11 protein-coding genes are annotated in these 14,586 nt (G+C 71.2%); 4 read left to right on the top strand and 7 right to left on the bottom strand.

Features of this window, described 5'->3' with window-relative positions; translation table 11 throughout:
- Positions 1–67: 67 nt before the first annotated feature.
- Positions 68–520, bottom strand: a complete 453-nt coding sequence (locus MRBLMI12_RS11710) for a MarR family winged helix-turn-helix transcriptional regulator (protein ID WP_363356647.1) — start codon at positions 518–520, stop codon at positions 68–70.
- 178 nt (positions 521–698) lie between these two features.
- Between MRBLMI12_RS11710 and MRBLMI12_RS11705 the strand changes: the two genes are divergently transcribed.
- The 3 genes from MRBLMI12_RS11705 to MRBLMI12_RS11695 all read left to right on the top strand — a co-directional run bounded on the left by MRBLMI12_RS11705 (position 699) and on the right by MRBLMI12_RS11695 (position 5,326).
- A complete protein-coding gene (locus MRBLMI12_RS11705; RefSeq protein ID WP_363356646.1) occupies positions 699–2,549 on the top strand; it encodes a flavin-containing monooxygenase in 1,851 nt (616 codons plus the stop codon).
- A complete protein-coding gene (locus MRBLMI12_RS11700; RefSeq protein ID WP_363356645.1) occupies positions 2,546–3,553 on the top strand; it encodes an SMP-30/gluconolactonase/LRE family protein in 1,008 nt (335 codons plus the stop codon). Before MRBLMI12_RS11705 ends, MRBLMI12_RS11700 begins: the two co-directional genes overlap by 4 nt.
- A 177-nt stretch (positions 3,554–3,730) precedes the next feature.
- Positions 3,731–5,326, top strand: a complete 1,596-nt coding sequence (locus MRBLMI12_RS11695; RefSeq protein ID WP_363356644.1) for a DUF5597 domain-containing protein — start codon at positions 3,731–3,733, stop codon at positions 5,324–5,326.
- A gap of 60 nt (positions 5,327–5,386) precedes the next feature.
- Here MRBLMI12_RS11695 and MRBLMI12_RS11690 read toward each other — a convergent pair whose 3' ends face one another.
- Positions 5,387–6,298, bottom strand: coding sequence for an SDR family NAD(P)-dependent oxidoreductase (locus MRBLMI12_RS11690; RefSeq protein ID WP_363356643.1), 912 nt, complete (start codon positions 6,296–6,298; stop codon positions 5,387–5,389).
- 107 nt (positions 6,299–6,405) lie between these two features.
- Here MRBLMI12_RS11690 and MRBLMI12_RS11685 point away from each other — a divergent pair, with 107 nt between their 5' ends.
- Positions 6,406–6,861 (top strand): MarR family winged helix-turn-helix transcriptional regulator, encoded by a 456-nt coding sequence (locus tag MRBLMI12_RS11685; RefSeq protein ID WP_363356642.1) that lies wholly within the window; start codon positions 6,406–6,408, stop codon positions 6,859–6,861.
- A gap of 43 nt (positions 6,862–6,904) precedes the next feature.
- Here MRBLMI12_RS11685 and MRBLMI12_RS11680 read toward each other — a convergent pair whose 3' ends face one another.
- The 5 genes from MRBLMI12_RS11680 to MRBLMI12_RS11660 are packed head-to-tail and all read right to left on the bottom strand — an operon-like array spanning position 6,905 to position 14,564.
- Positions 6,905–7,399, bottom strand: a complete 495-nt coding sequence (locus tag MRBLMI12_RS11680) for a DUF1990 family protein (protein WP_363356641.1) — start codon at positions 7,397–7,399, stop codon at positions 6,905–6,907.
- 15 nt (positions 7,400–7,414) lie between these two features.
- Entirely contained in the window at positions 7,415–8,410 is a 996-nt protein-coding gene (locus tag MRBLMI12_RS11675; RefSeq protein WP_363356640.1) for a LacI family DNA-binding transcriptional regulator, read from the bottom strand.
- Positions 8,411–8,419: 9 nt separating this feature from the next.
- Positions 8,420–9,433 carry an acetylxylan esterase gene (locus MRBLMI12_RS11670; RefSeq protein WP_363356639.1) on the bottom strand — a complete coding sequence of 338 codons (1,014 nt, stop codon included), beginning with the start codon at positions 9,431–9,433 and terminating at the stop codon, positions 8,420–8,422.
- Positions 9,430–10,824, bottom strand: a complete 1,395-nt coding sequence (locus MRBLMI12_RS11665) for a Gfo/Idh/MocA family protein (RefSeq protein WP_363356638.1) — start codon at positions 10,822–10,824, stop codon at positions 9,430–9,432. Before MRBLMI12_RS11665 ends, MRBLMI12_RS11670 begins: the two co-directional genes overlap by 4 nt.
- On the bottom strand, positions 10,821–14,564 hold the full coding sequence (locus MRBLMI12_RS11660; RefSeq protein ID WP_363356637.1) for a hypothetical protein: 3,744 nt from the start codon (positions 14,562–14,564) through the stop codon (positions 10,821–10,823). The genes MRBLMI12_RS11665 and MRBLMI12_RS11660 overlap by 4 nt, the downstream gene beginning before the upstream one ends.
- Between the last annotated feature and the right edge of the window lie 22 nt (positions 14,565–14,586).

The raw sequence follows: 14,586 nt of genomic DNA, 5'->3' as shown, positions 1-14,586 counted from the left end.
TCGCCGTCGCAAGCCGCCGGCCTCTCGGCAGCGCGAGGAGCCTGTCGAACGAAGCCCCGCCGCTAGCTCACACGCCGTCCCGCAGCACGCGACCCACCGCGCCGAGGCCGATCTCGAGCGCATGCAGCTCTTCGAGCGACAGGTGACCGAGGACGTCGGCGCCGAGCTCGGGTCGCGCGCCCATCACCCGCTGCACGGCGGCACGGCCGAGGTCCGTGCTGTGGACGCGGCGGACACGCAGGTCGCGAGCGTCGGCCGCGCGTTCGGCGAACCCGCCGGCGACGAGCCGGTCGACGAGGTTGGACATCGATGCCATGGTCACGCCGAAACTCCCGGCGAGCTGGGCGACGCTCGCCCCCTCCTCGGTCGTGACGACGACCGACAGGACCTTCAGCTGCTGCAGCGAGAGGCTGCCCGAACGCAGCGGCTCGAGCATCCTCGGGATGGAGCGGACGGCGATCGAGATCGACAGCGCCTCGATCCGCTGGAGCACCGCTCGACGATCGTCGTCCTCCCCCATGCGCTCACGCTATCCCAGTGGACTCTCAGCCAAAACTACTTAGCCAGAAGCTAACCTTCTCGAGCAATCCGATCCACGGCTGTGTCGGCGCGAAGAGTGCGGCTGATGTGCCGCCACCGTGCCCTGCCCGGTGTTCCTCGAGGCGCCGTCGCTGCGCCGACGAGCGAGAACGAGGATGATGACGAACACGCACGAGCCCACCGCCGAGATCGATCTGGTCGCCCTGCGCGCCAAATACGCGCACGAGCGCGACCGGCGGCTCCGCCCTGACGGCGCGACGCAGTACCGTCGGGCCGCAGGCGCCTTCGGCTACTACGCCGAAGATCCCTACACCGAGCGCCAGGAGCGCGCGGCCGTCACGACGCCGGCGGAGGCCCTGGTCATCGGCGCAGGATTCGGCGGACTGCTCACCGCGACCCGCCTCCAGCAGGCCGGCATCCGATCCGTCCGCCTCATGGACGAAGCCGGCGACGTCGGCGGCACCTGGTACTGGAACCGCTACCCCGGCATCCACTGCGACATCGAGTCGTACGTGTACATGCCGCTGCTCGAGGAGCTGGGATATGTACCCGCCTGGCGCTATGCGCCCGGTGAGGAGATCCGCCGTCACGCCGTTGCGATCGCGGAACGATTCGACCTGTACCGCGACGCCCTCTTCCAGACCCGTGCGACCTCGCTCACCTGGGACGAGGATCTCGCGCAGTGGAGTGTCGAGACGAATCGCGGGGACCGGTTCCACGCCCGCCACGTCGTCGTGTCGTCCGGCACGCTCACGCACCCCAAGCTGCCCGGCATCCCGGGGATCGAGGACTTCCGCGGCCACACCTTCCACACGAGCCGCTGGGACTACGACTACACCGGCGGCAGCGCCGACGGCGGTCTGACGAAGCTCGGCGACAAGCGCGTGGCCGTGGTGGGCACCGGCGCGACCGGACTCCAGGCGGTCCCGCACCTCGCCGAGGCCTCCGGCCACCTCCTGGTGTTCCAGCGCACGCCCTCCACCGTGGACGTCCGAGACAACCGCCCCACCGACCCGGAGTGGGCGGCGTCCCTCGAGCCGGGCTGGCAGCAGGAGCGGATGGACAACTTCCTCGCGGTCCTCGCAGGCGAGCCGGTCGAGCACAGCCTCGTGGACGACGGGTGGACACGGACGCCGCACCTGCAGCGGCAGATCCTCTCCGGCGCCGTGGACGAGTCGCTCCCCCTCGAAGAGCGCCGGCTGCAGGACGAGCTGGCGGACGCGGCGACGATGGAGCGCATCCGCGCGCGGGTGGACGAGATCGTGGACGACCCCGAGACGGCCGAGCTGCTCAAGCCCTGGTACCGCTACATGTGCAAGCGGCCGGGATTCAGCGACACCTACCTGTCGTCCTTCAACCGCGAGAACGTCACGCTCGTCGACACCGCCGATCACGGCGGCATCACCCGCATGACCGAGACCGGCATCGTCGTCGGCGACACTGAGTACGAGGTCGACGCCGTCATCTTCGCGACGGGCTTCGAGGCCGGCGTCTCCGGCGTGCTGTCGGGCACCCTGCCCGTGTTCGGGCGCGGCGGTCGTCCGCTGCTGCAGCACTGGCAGTACGGTCCGCGCACACTGCACGGGTTCTACAGCCACGGCTTTCCGAACCTCTTCCACCTCGGGGCGCTGCAGAACGCCAACTCGGTGAACTTCGTGCACATCCTGCAGGACCAGGCGGAGCACATCGCCGCCGTCATCGCACGCGGCCGCGGCAAAGGCGTCGACGTCATCGAGCCGACGGCGGAGGCGGAAGAGCTCTGGTGCCGCGAGGTCGTCGCGACCGCCAACGACACCAGTGCGTTCCAGGCCGAGTGCACGCCGGGCTACTACAACGGCGAAGGCACGCGCGCGATCACGGGCATGACCTACAGCCCCGGCCCGGTGGTGTTCCGCCGCCTCCTGCGCGAGTGGCGCGCAGGGTCGATGGCCGACGTCCTCGTTCGCGACGCTCTGGACGACGAGCTCGACGACCTCGACCGCGAGGCTGCGACAGGAGTCGCGCGATGAGGCGGCTCAGCGTCGCAGCGCTCGCCGCGCTCACGCTCATGGGAGCCACCGGCTGCGCCGCGGCAGCGGACGCAAGCACCCCAGCGCGCCCGGGCGACCCGGGCGAGGCGCAGCTCGAGCGGCTGGTGCAGGTGTCCTCCGTCCATGAAGCGACCGGGATGACGCTCGTCGAGGGCCCCGTCATCGGACCCGACGGCGACCTCTACGTCGTCGACGTGACGGCGCCGCCGGGCGCCGCCAAGGTGATGCGCGTGGATCTGGAGAGCACCGAGGTCAGCACCGTGTACACGGACGACACCAGCGCCATCACCTCCGCCCAGTTCAGCCCGCACGACGGCCGCCTCTACCTCACCGACTTCCTCGGAACGATCATCAGCACCACCGCGGACGGAGAGGATGCGCGGACGTTCTTCGACGCGGAGGTCGAGGGTGCGCGCATCGCCCCCGACGACATCGCGTTCGACGAGGAGGGTCACCTCTACGTGACGGACTCCCAGGGCGCGCAGGACCCGTACTGGCAGGCGAGCGGTCGCCTGCTCCGCATCGACCGCGACGGCGCGACGGCCACGGTGCTGGCCTCCGAGCTGCCCGCGCCGAATGGGCTCGCATTCACGCCCGGGGCCGACGGGCTGTGGGTGAGCCAGAACACCGGCAACCGGATCGACTTCCTCCGCCTCGATGCGGAGGGGACGGCCGTTGCCACGGCGCATCCGGCCGTGTTCGCGAGCGTCGGCGAGGCGCAGATCGACTCGCTCGCCACCGACGCGGACGGCAATCTCTACGTCGGCCTGCACCATCGGGCCGCCGTCCTCGTGTACGACGCGCACGGCGAGCTCCTGAGGACGATCGAGGCGCCCGCCGGCGACGACGTGACGTCGGCGACCAACGTCGCGATCGTGCCGGGCGAGACCACCGGGTACGCGACGGTGAGCGGTCCGGGAGGCGGCTTCGTCTACACGTTCGAGGCCCTCGCCGACGGCATCCGGTCGTCCAACGGCGGCTGACAGCGGCTTGGCGGGAGGGTGCGCCGTCGCAGATCACGGCGGCGCACCCCCCTGAAGGCGATTCGACGATGCCCTGACATCGGGCGTCCGCGGCAAGGTTTGACAACCGATTGCCGCACTGTCAGCATCGGAACGACAGGGAGCGCTGTGCGCCCGACGACGAGGAGTGATGCCGCTGTGACCGACACGACGACGGAGCCGACAGGCGGACGCGTGCTGCCCACGGTGCGGCGCAACGGGGCGGCGACGCATCTCTTCGTCGACGGCAAGCCGTATCTCGCCCTCGGCGGCGAGCTGCACAACTCCAGCGCCTCGAGCCCCGAGTACATGGCGCCGGTGTGGGACCACCTCGCGTCGAACGGCGTCGGCACCGTCATCGGGACGGCGAGCTGGCAGCTCGTCGAGCCCGAGGAGGGGCGCTTCGACTTCACCGCCGTCGACGATCAGATCCGGCAGGCCGAACGGCACGGCATCCGTCTCGTCCTCATCTGGTTCGGCGCGTACAAGAACGCCGAGTCGACGTACGCCCCGTCGTGGGTGCGACGCGACGAGGATCGCTTCACCCGCGCCGAGCGCGACCAGACCCAGCTGCTCACCGGGCGCTTCGCTCTCGACGCGCCCATCCTCAGCGTCTTCGACGAGCGGCTGCGGGATGCCGACGCCCGCGCGTTCGCGGAGCTGATGGCCCACATCGCCGAGGTCGACTCGTCGGGCACGATCATCGCCGTGCAGGTAGAGAACGAGGTCGGCCTGCTCGGGGACAGCCGCGATCGCTCCCCGCTCGCGCTGGCCGCCTGGAACGCGGCGGTTCCCGCCGAACTCCTCGGAGGACTCTCCGCGCTGGGCGACCGCCTGCATCCCCACGTCAGGGCGGCGTGGGACCGCAACGGCGCCCGCACCTCCGGGACCTGGGCCGAAGTCTTCGGCACCGACGGCGAAGCGGCCGAGATCTTCATGAGCTGGGGCTTCAGCCGGTACGTCGACGCGGTCGCCCGTGCCGGCGTCTCGCGGCATGGCCTGCCGGTGTTCGCCAACGCATGGCTCGGCCCGCAGCCCAACGCCCTCGAGCCCGGCCGCTATCCGAGCGGAGGCCCGGTCGCACGGATGCTGGACATCTGGCGGATCGGCGCCCCGTCGCTCGCCTTCCTCTCGCCCGACATCTACGTGGACGACTTCGACGGCACGCTCGCGCAGTATGCGATCGAGGGCAACCCGATCTACGTGCCGGAAGCGAGACCCGACGCCGCACTCGCGTTCATCGCTGTCGGCGCCTACAAGGCGATCGGCTTCAACCCGTTCGGGATCGAGGACCTGCCGACGGGGCACGAGGTCTTCCGCGCGTACGAGGTGCTGAACGCCCTGTCGAGCGAGATCGTGCAGGCACAGGCGGACGATCGCATCCACGGCTTCCGGGTGAGCACCGGCGAACAGCAGCAGGTCGAGATCGGCGGGTTCCAGATCACGATCAGCGGGCCGTTCGACACGCGCGGCATCTTCGGCACCGGCACCGGCTCCAACGCCGAGGACAAGGTCGGCTACGGGCTGATCCTGCTCACCGGCGAGGATGAGTTCCTCGTGACGGCGACGTCGGCGTCGCTGTCGTTCACGCGTGAGGACGCGATCGTCGAGATCGACGAGCTCCGGGAGGAGGTGCTGCGGGACGGCGTGTGGGTACCCCGACGCACGCTCAACGGCGACGAGCGGCACTTCATGTTCTACGGCGACGGGCTCCGCACGGTGCGGATCTCGCTGCTGCGGCGCGCACGCTCCTGAGCTCGAGCGGGGCTCCGGGACCGGAGCGGGACTCCTCAGCACGCGGCGCCCCGGGCTGCTCTACTCCGCGCCTGAGCCGGACGGCCGCCGCACGGCGGGTGTCCGCGCACCCCGGCGCGCGAGGAGTGCCGTCGTCGCGTCCCACAGTTCGCGCTGCACGGCCGGATCGTCGCCGGGCGCGCTGGGCGTGATCCGCCGGCGGCCGCGCGCGGTGACATAAACCCCGGTGTCCCGGCTGAACGCAGGATCAGTGGCGACGTCCACGATGAGCTCCGCGCCGCGGCGGGGATCGCCGATGCGCAGCGCCCGCAGCACACGCTCCAACGGTTGCGCGAAGTTCAGCTCTCGCCCGAGGCCGGTCACGTTGAATCCCGGGTCCAGGGCGTTGACGGTGATGCCCGTGCCGGCGAGCCGCCGGGCGAGCTCCATCGTGAACATGATGTTCATCAGCTTCGTCTTGCCGTACACCGCCGAAGATCCCCGCACAGTGAACGGGGTGGTGTCGGTGAGGTCGGCGGGGAGTACGAGCGTGCCGTGGCGACGGGATGCCTCCGACGCGACGTTGACGATCCGCGGGGAGATCCCGCGGCCGAGGGCGGGGAGGAGGGTTTCGGTCAGCAGGAACGGCGCGAGATGGTTCACGGCCACCATCTGCGGATAGCCGTCCACGGTGACCCGCTGCTCGAACGCATGCAGCCCGGCGTTGTTGACGAGCACGTCTACGCGCTCGTATCGCTCGCGGATCTCAGCGCCCACACGCCTCACGTCGTCCATCTGCGACAGATCTCCGAGGTGGATGCCGACCTGAGCGCCCGGCGCCGCGACCTCGATCTCGCTTCGCGTCTCGGCCGCCTTCGGCTCGTCCCGCGCGGTGAGCGCCAGCCGGAATCCTCGTCGGGCGAGTGCGATCGCGGCGAGGCGGCCCAGGCCGCTCGTGGCACCGGTCAGGACGATGGTCTGCGGATCGGACATGAGCCGGTTCCTCTCTTCGAGCCGACGTCGGCACGACGGCGGCAATCTAGTTTGTAAATCTCCATCACTGTAGGAGCTATAGTTTGGATATGCAAACGAGTTCTTCGATGCCTTTGGACGATCGGGATCGCCTGGAACTCGCGCTCGGAGAGCAGGTGAATGCTCTGCTCAGCGCGACGCGAGCCCTCACCGAACGAAGCGCCGCCCGCTTCCACGAGGGACTCCAGCCGGCCGCATTCCACATCGCCCGATGGCTCTACGCATTCGGTCCTGCCAAGCCGAGCGTGATCGCGGATGCGGTCGGCATGGACCGGAGCTCGACCAGCACCCTGATCGGCAGGATGCGGAGCCTGGGTCTCGTCGCCGGCTCTCCCGACCCGGACGACAGGCGCGGCGTGATCATGCGGCTCACCGAGGCGGGGAATGTGGGCGTGGCGGCCGCGCTCGCCGACAGAGGCGCTGAGCTCCGCGACCGCACACGGGACTGGACGACGGACGATCTGTCGCAGCTCGTCACCCTGCTCGGGCGACTCAGCGGCGGACACGCCTCCGCGCGAGAGTGATCGCGCCTGGCGACGGCGCGGCGCCCGCGGCCGGCCGGATCGATCAGCGTGGAGCCCGCACGCGCAGCGCCCGGAAGTAGCGCCGCCGCGCCACGCGCTGCGCCATCAGCAGCGCCGGGTAGGCCGCCCGCCATGCCCCGCGCGGACTGGGGCGTGTGAGGGAGCGGACCGTCAGGATCACCGCGTCCCCGTGCCGGTGCACGATGAAGGCCTCCTCGCCGCTCACGGGATGACCGGGCAGTGTGCGGTAGGCGAAACCGACCCGATCGCTCTCCTGCACCACCTCGACCACCTCGACGGGTTCACGCACCGCGAAGCCGAAAGGATGCGCAGTGATGACCGGCCGGTCCCCCGCGGTCACAGAGTCGCCCGGCGCCACGGTGAATCCGCTCCGGGTCTTGATCCCCCACCGCAGCACCTCGCGGCTCGCCCAGCGCCAGACCTCGTCGCCGCGGCCCAGCTCGGCCGACCTCTCCCACCGGCGGAACCCGCCAGCCGGCCCCCGCCACTGCGGATCCGCGGGCCGGGTCAGCGACATCCCCTCGTCCCCGTCCTACGTCGACGGGCCGAGGACGAGGCGGGGCTCGACGAAGCGCTCCCCGCCCGTGGCAGCGGGTTCGATGACGTTGTCGGCTGCCACGCGCCCGACGCCGGTCAGGTCGAGGTCGACGGTGGTGAGGCGCCGGAGCTTCTGGTCGAGGATGACTTCCTCCCAGTTGTCGATGCCCACGACCGCCACGTCGCCGGGCACGTCGACCCCGGCGGCCTCCAGCGCGTCGAGGACGCCGAAGCCGATGTGGTCGTTGCCGCAGAAGACGGCGTCGAACTCGGTACCCGACTCCCGCAGCGCGCCGACCGCCTGCTCGCCCCACTCGCGGCGCCAGCTGCCGTAGAGCGTCGGCAGCGGCGGCACGCCCGCCTCGGCGAGCGCGCGGCGGAAGCCGGCCTCGCGACGTCGGACGGCGAGGTCGTCGGCATCCGACGTGACGTGGGCGATCCGGGTGCGGCCGAGGGAGATCAGGTGGCGTGCGGCGAGGTAGCCGGCCTGCTCGTTGTCGGGAACGAAGACCGAATCGTCGGGGTTGTCGGATGCCGCGAACGCGTACGTCACCGGAACCTCGAACTGGTGGGTGATGGACGGCGTGACCCGCCCGAAGCCCGCGCCGACCACGAGGAGCCCGTCGATGCGACGGTCGCGGAGGGTGCGGATGCTCTCGGTCATCTCGTGGTGGGCGTTGATGCGCCCGTCGAAGACCAGCACCGCGCGCTCACGACGACCGAGTTCGAGGATCGCCCCCATGACGACGGCGCGGGAGAACGTCGCGGTCGCCCGATGCGTCAGAAGGCCGACAGTGCGGCTGCGGCCCGAGGCGAACGACAATGCCAGCGCGTTCGGCCGGAAGTCGAGTCGTTCGGCCGCCTCGCGCACGCGGGCCTTGGTCGCCGCGGAGACGACGGGACTGTCGTTGAGGGCCTTGGACGCCGTCGCCTTCGACACGCCCGCCACCGCAGCGACGTCGCTCAATCGCACAGCGCGTTGCGTGACCATCTCGTGATCCTACTGACCCGAGGCCGCGAACACCGGGAGGTCTCGCGTGCGGTCGGCGCCGCCGGCGAAGGCCGGCTGCTCTTCGAGGAACGCCACCTGGCGCGGCCAGTGCTCCGCGCCGCCGCCCTCGTGCTCGTTGAACTCGAAGGTCACCATCTCCTTCACGGATGCCGCGTACGCGTTGTACGCCGCGAACACCGTCGACGGCGGGCACACCGGGTCCTGCAGACCCACCGAGAACAGTGCCGGTGCGCTCGCGCGTGCGGCGAAGGTCACGCCGTCGAAGTACGACAGCGTGCGGAACACCGCGTCGGTGCGACCGCGGTGGATCGCCAGGTAGCGCACGACCTCCTGATAGGGCTCGCGGCCGGTCATCCCGACGGCGCGGCGGAAATGGCACAGGAACGGGTAGTCCACGATCGCGGCGGCGACCTCGTCGTGAAGCCCTGCGACGGCGAGAGCGATGCCGCCACCCTGGCTGCCGCCCGCGATCGCGACGGCGGCAGGATCGATGCCGTCCAGGCCCCGCACGGCATCCACGCACCGCACGCCGTCGGTGAACACCCTGCGGTAGTAGTAGGTCGCCGGGTCCCCGACGCCGCGCGTCAGCAACCCCGGAACGCTGGGCTCCGACCCGTGCGGGTCGGCGGTGTCGGCGGCCGCCTGTCCGCGCGTGTCCATCACGATGTACGCGAACCCCGCAGCCGCCCACGTGAGTCGCTGCTGCGGCATCCCTCGCCCGCCGCCGTATCCGAGGAACTCGACGACCGCCGGGAGGTCGGCGCTCACCCCGGCAGGCCGCAGGTACCAGGCCCGCACGGGATCGCCGGCGAACCCGGGGAAGATCAGCTCGCGCGCTTCGAGGGCCCGCAGCGGCACGTCGGCGTCCGCGACGGTGACGCGACCGCCCGCCGCTCGCGCCTCTCCGAGGGTCTCAGCCCAGAAGCGGTCGAAGTCATCGGGTTCGGCGACGTCCGGCGCGAACCGGCGGAGCTCCTCGATCGGGAGGTCGAATCGCGTCATCGGGATGCCGCCGCCGGGGAGCCGACGACGTCGCGCGGTTCTGCATCCAGGGCGGTCGCCGCGGCGCCGAAGGAGAGGTCGCGGATGAGCACCGCTGCCCCGTCGGCGAGCGAGTCGTTGCCCGCCACTCCGACGGCCATCGCGCGGACGCCGTCCAGCCAGGTCGCGGCCTGGCCGAGAGGATCGGCATCCGTCCCGACGAGCAGGTCGCGCAGCAGGGCGTCGTCCGCACCGCCGTGCCCGCCGGCCGCGTGGGGGATCCGGACCTCGCGCGCCGCATCGAAGTGCCGCTGGACCATGAGTCGCTCGCCGACCGGACGACCGGTCTCGTCGGTGACGGCCTCAGGGCGCGCGCTCGGGTCGACGACGTGCTGCCGCCCGGTTGCGTCGAGCAGGATGGCGCCGCGCTCGACGACGGACAGCTCCGCGCGTCCCGCCGTGCCGTTGACGGCGACGGTGTACCCCTCCCACGGGGAGTGGGCGTTGAGCGCGTACGTCATGCTGGCGCCGCGAGCGTAGTCGACGATCAGCGAGAGGTTGTCTTCGATGCTGATGCCCTCGTCGAACACGTCCCGGTCACGCAGGTACCCGTCGTGCTGCTCCTGCTCGTAGTAGAGCCCCCGCAGCACGTTGTGCTCGCGCAGGTCGAGCGCGAACGGATCGCGTCGGGCGGCGTCGACCGTGCCGCGCTCGGGCCTCTCGCCCAGTCCGCGCCGCGCGGCGTTCTGCGCCCCGTAGAAGCGGAGCCCGCCGCTCGCGAAGACGCGGACGGGGAGGTCGGCGAGCCACCAGTTGACCAGGTCGAAGTGGTGCGACGACTTGTGGACGAGCAGGCCGCCGGAGTTCTGCTTCTGCCGGTGCCAGCGGCGGAAGTAGTCGGCGCCGTGCGAGGTGTCGAGCAGCCATTCGAAGTGCACCGAGGTGACCTCGCCGATCTCGCCGCTCGCGATGATGCGCTTGAGAACGGCGTTGCGGGGCGAGTACCGGTAGTTGAAGGTGACGATCACCGCACGTCCGGTGGCCTCGACCGCCTCCGCGATGCGGCGGACGCCCTCCGCGTCGGTGGTCAGCGGCTTCTCGACCACCACGTCGGCACCGCCGTGGAGCGCGGCGACGACGAGGTCGGCGTGGGCGAAGTCCGGCGCGGTGACGATGACCCGCTCGATGCGCAGTCTCTCGACGGCCGCCGTCAGCTCCGTCAGATCGATCCGTCTCGGTGCGGGGCGACCGGCGGCGCGGACGCGCTGTTCGTTCCAGTCCAGTCGTCCCGGGTTCGGATCCGCCCACGCGATGAGCTCGGCGGCGTCGGCGTAGCGTCCGGTCAGCGCGTCGATGTACATCTGCGCGCGGCCTCCGGTGCCGATGATCGCGTAGCGGGTCGGTGCGGTCATTCAAGGTCTCCCTGTTCGTCTGGCTGGGCACTCGGGCGCGAGCAGTCGCGCGCGGGGACGGGCACCTCGACGGTCGTGTACGACGCGGCGCGATCGGGCGCGAGGTACGGCACGTAGGCCGCGACCCGGACGCGTCCGGCATCCGTCATCGCCTCCGTGGATCGCAGGTCGATCACTCTCGTCGCGCCCGCGGGCACGCCGGACCGCTTCTCGTCGCCGAACGACGAGGTTGCACGGACATCCGACGCGAACTCGGCCGTGTTGCGCACCGACACGAGGTACTGCACGCGATCGCCGACGCACGCGGTGCGGACGGCTGCGTCGATCGAGGCGTCGTCGCCGGTGACCCGCTCGACCGCGACCGTGTAGGTCGTGCTCGGCCGCCCGTCGGCCGAGGTGACCACCGTGGCGGTGCCGGGGGCGTCCGTCGGCTGTGCGACCTCGACACGGATGCCGTCGTCCGCCGTCGCCGTGAGCACGGGCAGGGGTCCTCCGGCGAGCGCGGGCACGCTGTACTCGGTGCGCTCAGGAGCGAAGCCGTCAAGCGGCCGGCCGTCGACCTGGATGCCGGTGGCCTGGGCTGCGGGAACCGGCGCGACGGGCACGACCGGCACGAACAGCGCCGCGTTCTTGCCCGCGCCGATGCCGCTGCCCCATTCGTAGAACCCCTCGCGGATGCCGCCGTCGTTGTCGTTGACGAGGATCGAGAACGAGAAGGCGCCGGCGGCGGGGTCGACCCCGAGCACGTCCCACGGCACCGTGACGTCGTACGCGGTCGTCGTGCCGTCACGTGTGATCGCGGCGGGAGCATCGAGGACACCGACGGGCGCGGTGTAGCGGTAGACCCCCGGGCCATCCGCCCCGAGATACGCACCCAGCTCCACACGCGATGCGGGGTCGGCGCCGGGCAGCCCCCTGGCCACGGCGAACTGCAGGGAGTCCCCCGCCCAGAGCCTGTCGACCGTCGCTGCGGCGGTGTGGTCCTCGTCCTGCACATCGGCGCGCACACGCAGTCCGTCGGCGCTCCACGAGACCGCGAAGGTTCCGCCGAGGTCGTCGGCCGTCGCGACGGATCCGCTGAGCGGCACGTAGGTGCCGCGTGCCCGCCAGTCCACGGCGGTGCCGTCCGACGGCGCCGCCGCGATCGGCGCGAGCGCCGTCGTTCCCGCCAGCCGGCGCTCCTCGGACCCGGCCGTGGCGCGCACCGTGAACGGGTAGGGCTGCCACGTGTCGATGTCTCCGAGGTCCAGATCCAACGCGGCCGTCTCGCCGCCCGCGACCTGCACCGCCGCCTGCGTGCCCGATGCCGGGCCGACGGTCCACGCGATGTCGTCGACGTCCGCCGTCGGCGCTCCGGCCAGGTTCTGCACGGTCAGCGCGAGACCGACGTCGTCCGCGCCGGCCACCGGTCCGAGCGAGAGCACGGGGTTCTCGACGACGGTCGCGCTGTCGTCGACGAACGCGATGACCGCGTCGCCGCTGCGCACGGTGTACGCGACCGGGTGGGCGCCGAGCTCGCGCATCGGGGCGAGCGTCACCGCACCGGCCACCTCGCCGGAGGTGCCGGCGAGCGTCGTGCCCCCGCCGACCGGCCCGAAGACCGAGACGTCGCCCGCGATCCCGAGCGCTGCGCGATCGACCGTGACGGGCACGCCGGGGGTGCCGTCGAGCGGGATCTGGTCCGGCGTGCCGATGTGCACGGCCGGGTCGGCGACGATGGTGGGCGTCGCGAGGCCCCCGGTCACGTAGACGGGATTCCCGCCGACGGTGACCTCGACGCGCCCGTTCGGCTGGGCGCGCCACGATCGGCCGTCGCCCTTGACGAGACGCGCGTCGCTCCCGGTGCTCACCGCCAGCGTCACCGGGTCGCCTGTCGCCCACATCATCCGCAGCACGTCGCCCGCGGCATCCGTGTACTCGGCCACGATGGCGCCGTCGACGCGCTGCAGGCCCGAGAGCTCCCGACCGGCGGTCAGGCGGTTGAACACCGCGAGCGCAGGATAGGCGGGCTTCGGGGTGAGCGCGGTGCCGCCGTCGGTGGGCAGCCGCGAGATGCCGAAGTTGTGCTCCTGCTCGGCAGGATTGGCACCCGAGTTGATCAGCTCGTAGTAGACGACGCGGTCGACGCCCGCGGCTTCGAGGAGCGCCGCCGACCGCACGATGTACGCGGCCTGCTGCTGTTCGGTGGTGCCGCCGGAGGTCGTCGTCCAGCCGTGCTCGCTGAGCCAGATCGGGATGCCGGAGCCCGGCGCGTACTGCTCGATCAGTGCCCGCAGCGTCGCCACGCCGGCTTCGGTACGCCCCTCCGGCGCCACCGGGAAGTCGTACGTGTGATAGCTGACGACGTCGAGGTGCTCGAGCGCGCCGAGCGCGAAGAGGTCCTCCATGAAGTCCCACTTGGCGCCGGCGCTGACGGGACCGACGACGCGCGCACCCGGTGCCGCCGCGTGGATCGCCGCGGCAGCCGGCACGAGAAGGTCCATGTAGCAGGCGGCGGTCATGCCGCACGCGCCGTTGTTGAAGGTGTGGTTGAACTCGTTGTAGATCTCGTAGTCCACGTCGGAGCCGTAGTGGGCGGCGGCCGCCGCGGCGTAGTTCGCGAACGCCGCGATCCCCTCGGGTGAGCTCGGCGTCTTGCCGCCGTCGTACCAGCGGCTGAAGTAGGCGAGGATGACCAGCGGCCGTTCGCCGCGGGCCTTCGCGGCGGCGAGCTGCGCATCGAAGTGCGCGGGGAACTGGTACACCCCGGGCGACGTCTCGATGGTGTCCCACGACGGGCCCTCGCGGAGCATGCCCGCACCGAGCGGACCCATCAGGCTGTCGACCTGGTCGACCGAGTACCGGTTCACGTGGACCGCCAGCCCCACCGGATGATCGGAGGATGCGGGTTCGTCGGCATCCTCGACGATCGCCAGCGTCGCAGTGCGCGTCGCGGCGACCGGTGCGGTCACCGACATCGTGACCGAGTAGTAGCCGGCCGGCAGCGCGGCCAGATCGATGGATGCCCCGCCGCCGGCGACGGTCTCGACGCCCGAGTCGACGCGCTGCCCGGATGACGCACGGACGTCCCAGGTCACGCTGCTCGCCAGGGTGGTCACGCCGATGTGCGCATCGCCGACGTCGTAGACGAGGGCGGTGTCCGTGAAGGCCAGCGTGCCGGGGGGCGGGTCGTGCTCCTCGAACGACGGGTTGATCACGAGGTTGGCCTGGCTCGCCGGCGCGGTCATCCGCACGTCGTCGACCCATACGGTCCCTGCCCCGCGCACCAGCAGACGCATGACGAAGGTCATGCTGCCCAGTGGCTGGGTGTACGTCCACTCCAGCTTGGTCCACTCGTTCGTGCCGGCGGGCAGCTCGACGCGCTGCGAGTGGTCGCCGCTCAGCACGAAGTACGCGGCGCCCGATGACGAGAGGTTCTCCGTCTTCACCCAGGCGCTCATCGCGTAGGTGGTGCCGCCGGCCGCCCGGATGTTCTGGCGGAGGTCGACGTAGCTGTTCGAGTAGGCCGTGGCGTACTCGACCCGTGCCGCGGTCGTGGCGTCGTGGGCGATCGCGGTGTCAGCCGAGATCACGAAGTCGGGCGTGCCCGACACGGTCGTCGTCCAGCCTTCGAACGAGTCGGACTCGGTGAGACTCGCCTGCGCGGGCGAGGAGGTGGCGAGAAGGATGCCGACGACCATGGCGAAAGCCGTCAGCATGGCCGCAGCGGGCGCGACGATGCGCCGGTGCACGTGAGACATGGACTGATCCGATCCGGGTGAC

It is taken from the genome of Microbacterium sp. LMI12-1-1.1 (assembly GCF_040676455.1).
Taxonomy (GTDB): domain Bacteria; phylum Actinomycetota; class Actinomycetes; order Actinomycetales; family Microbacteriaceae; genus Microbacterium.
The sequence above is the reverse complement of the archived record's forward strand: the minus strand, read 5'-3'. Positions and strand labels throughout refer to the sequence as shown.

Bases quoted from the DNA above. Each gene is read 5' to 3' on its own strand.
- MRBLMI12_RS11710 (WP_363356647.1), bottom strand. From the start codon at position 520: ATGGGGGAGGACGACGATCGTCGAGCGGTGCTCCAGCGGATCGAGGCG.
- MRBLMI12_RS11705 (WP_363356646.1), top strand. From the start codon at position 699: ATGACGAACACGCACGAGCCCACCGCCGAGATCGATCTGGTCGCCCTG.
- MRBLMI12_RS11700 (WP_363356645.1), top strand. From the start codon at position 2,546: ATGAGGCGGCTCAGCGTCGCAGCGCTCGCCGCGCTCACGCTCATGGGA.
- MRBLMI12_RS11690 (WP_363356643.1), bottom strand. From the start codon at position 6,298: ATGTCCGATCCGCAGACCATCGTCCTGACCGGTGCCACGAGCGGCCTG.
- MRBLMI12_RS11685 (WP_363356642.1), top strand. From the start codon at position 6,406: ATGCCTTTGGACGATCGGGATCGCCTGGAACTCGCGCTCGGAGAGCAG.
- MRBLMI12_RS11680 (WP_363356641.1), bottom strand. From the start codon at position 7,399: ATGTCGCTGACCCGGCCCGCGGATCCGCAGTGGCGGGGGCCGGCTGGC.
- MRBLMI12_RS11675 (WP_363356640.1), bottom strand. From the start codon at position 8,410: ATGGTCACGCAACGCGCTGTGCGATTGAGCGACGTCGCTGCGGTGGCG.
- MRBLMI12_RS11670 (WP_363356639.1), bottom strand. From the start codon at position 9,433: ATGACGCGATTCGACCTCCCGATCGAGGAGCTCCGCCGGTTCGCGCCG.
- MRBLMI12_RS11665 (WP_363356638.1), bottom strand. From the start codon at position 10,824: ATGACCGCACCGACCCGCTACGCGATCATCGGCACCGGAGGCCGCGCG.
- MRBLMI12_RS11660 (WP_363356637.1), bottom strand. From the start codon at position 14,564: ATGTCTCACGTGCACCGGCGCATCGTCGCGCCCGCTGCGGCCATGCTG.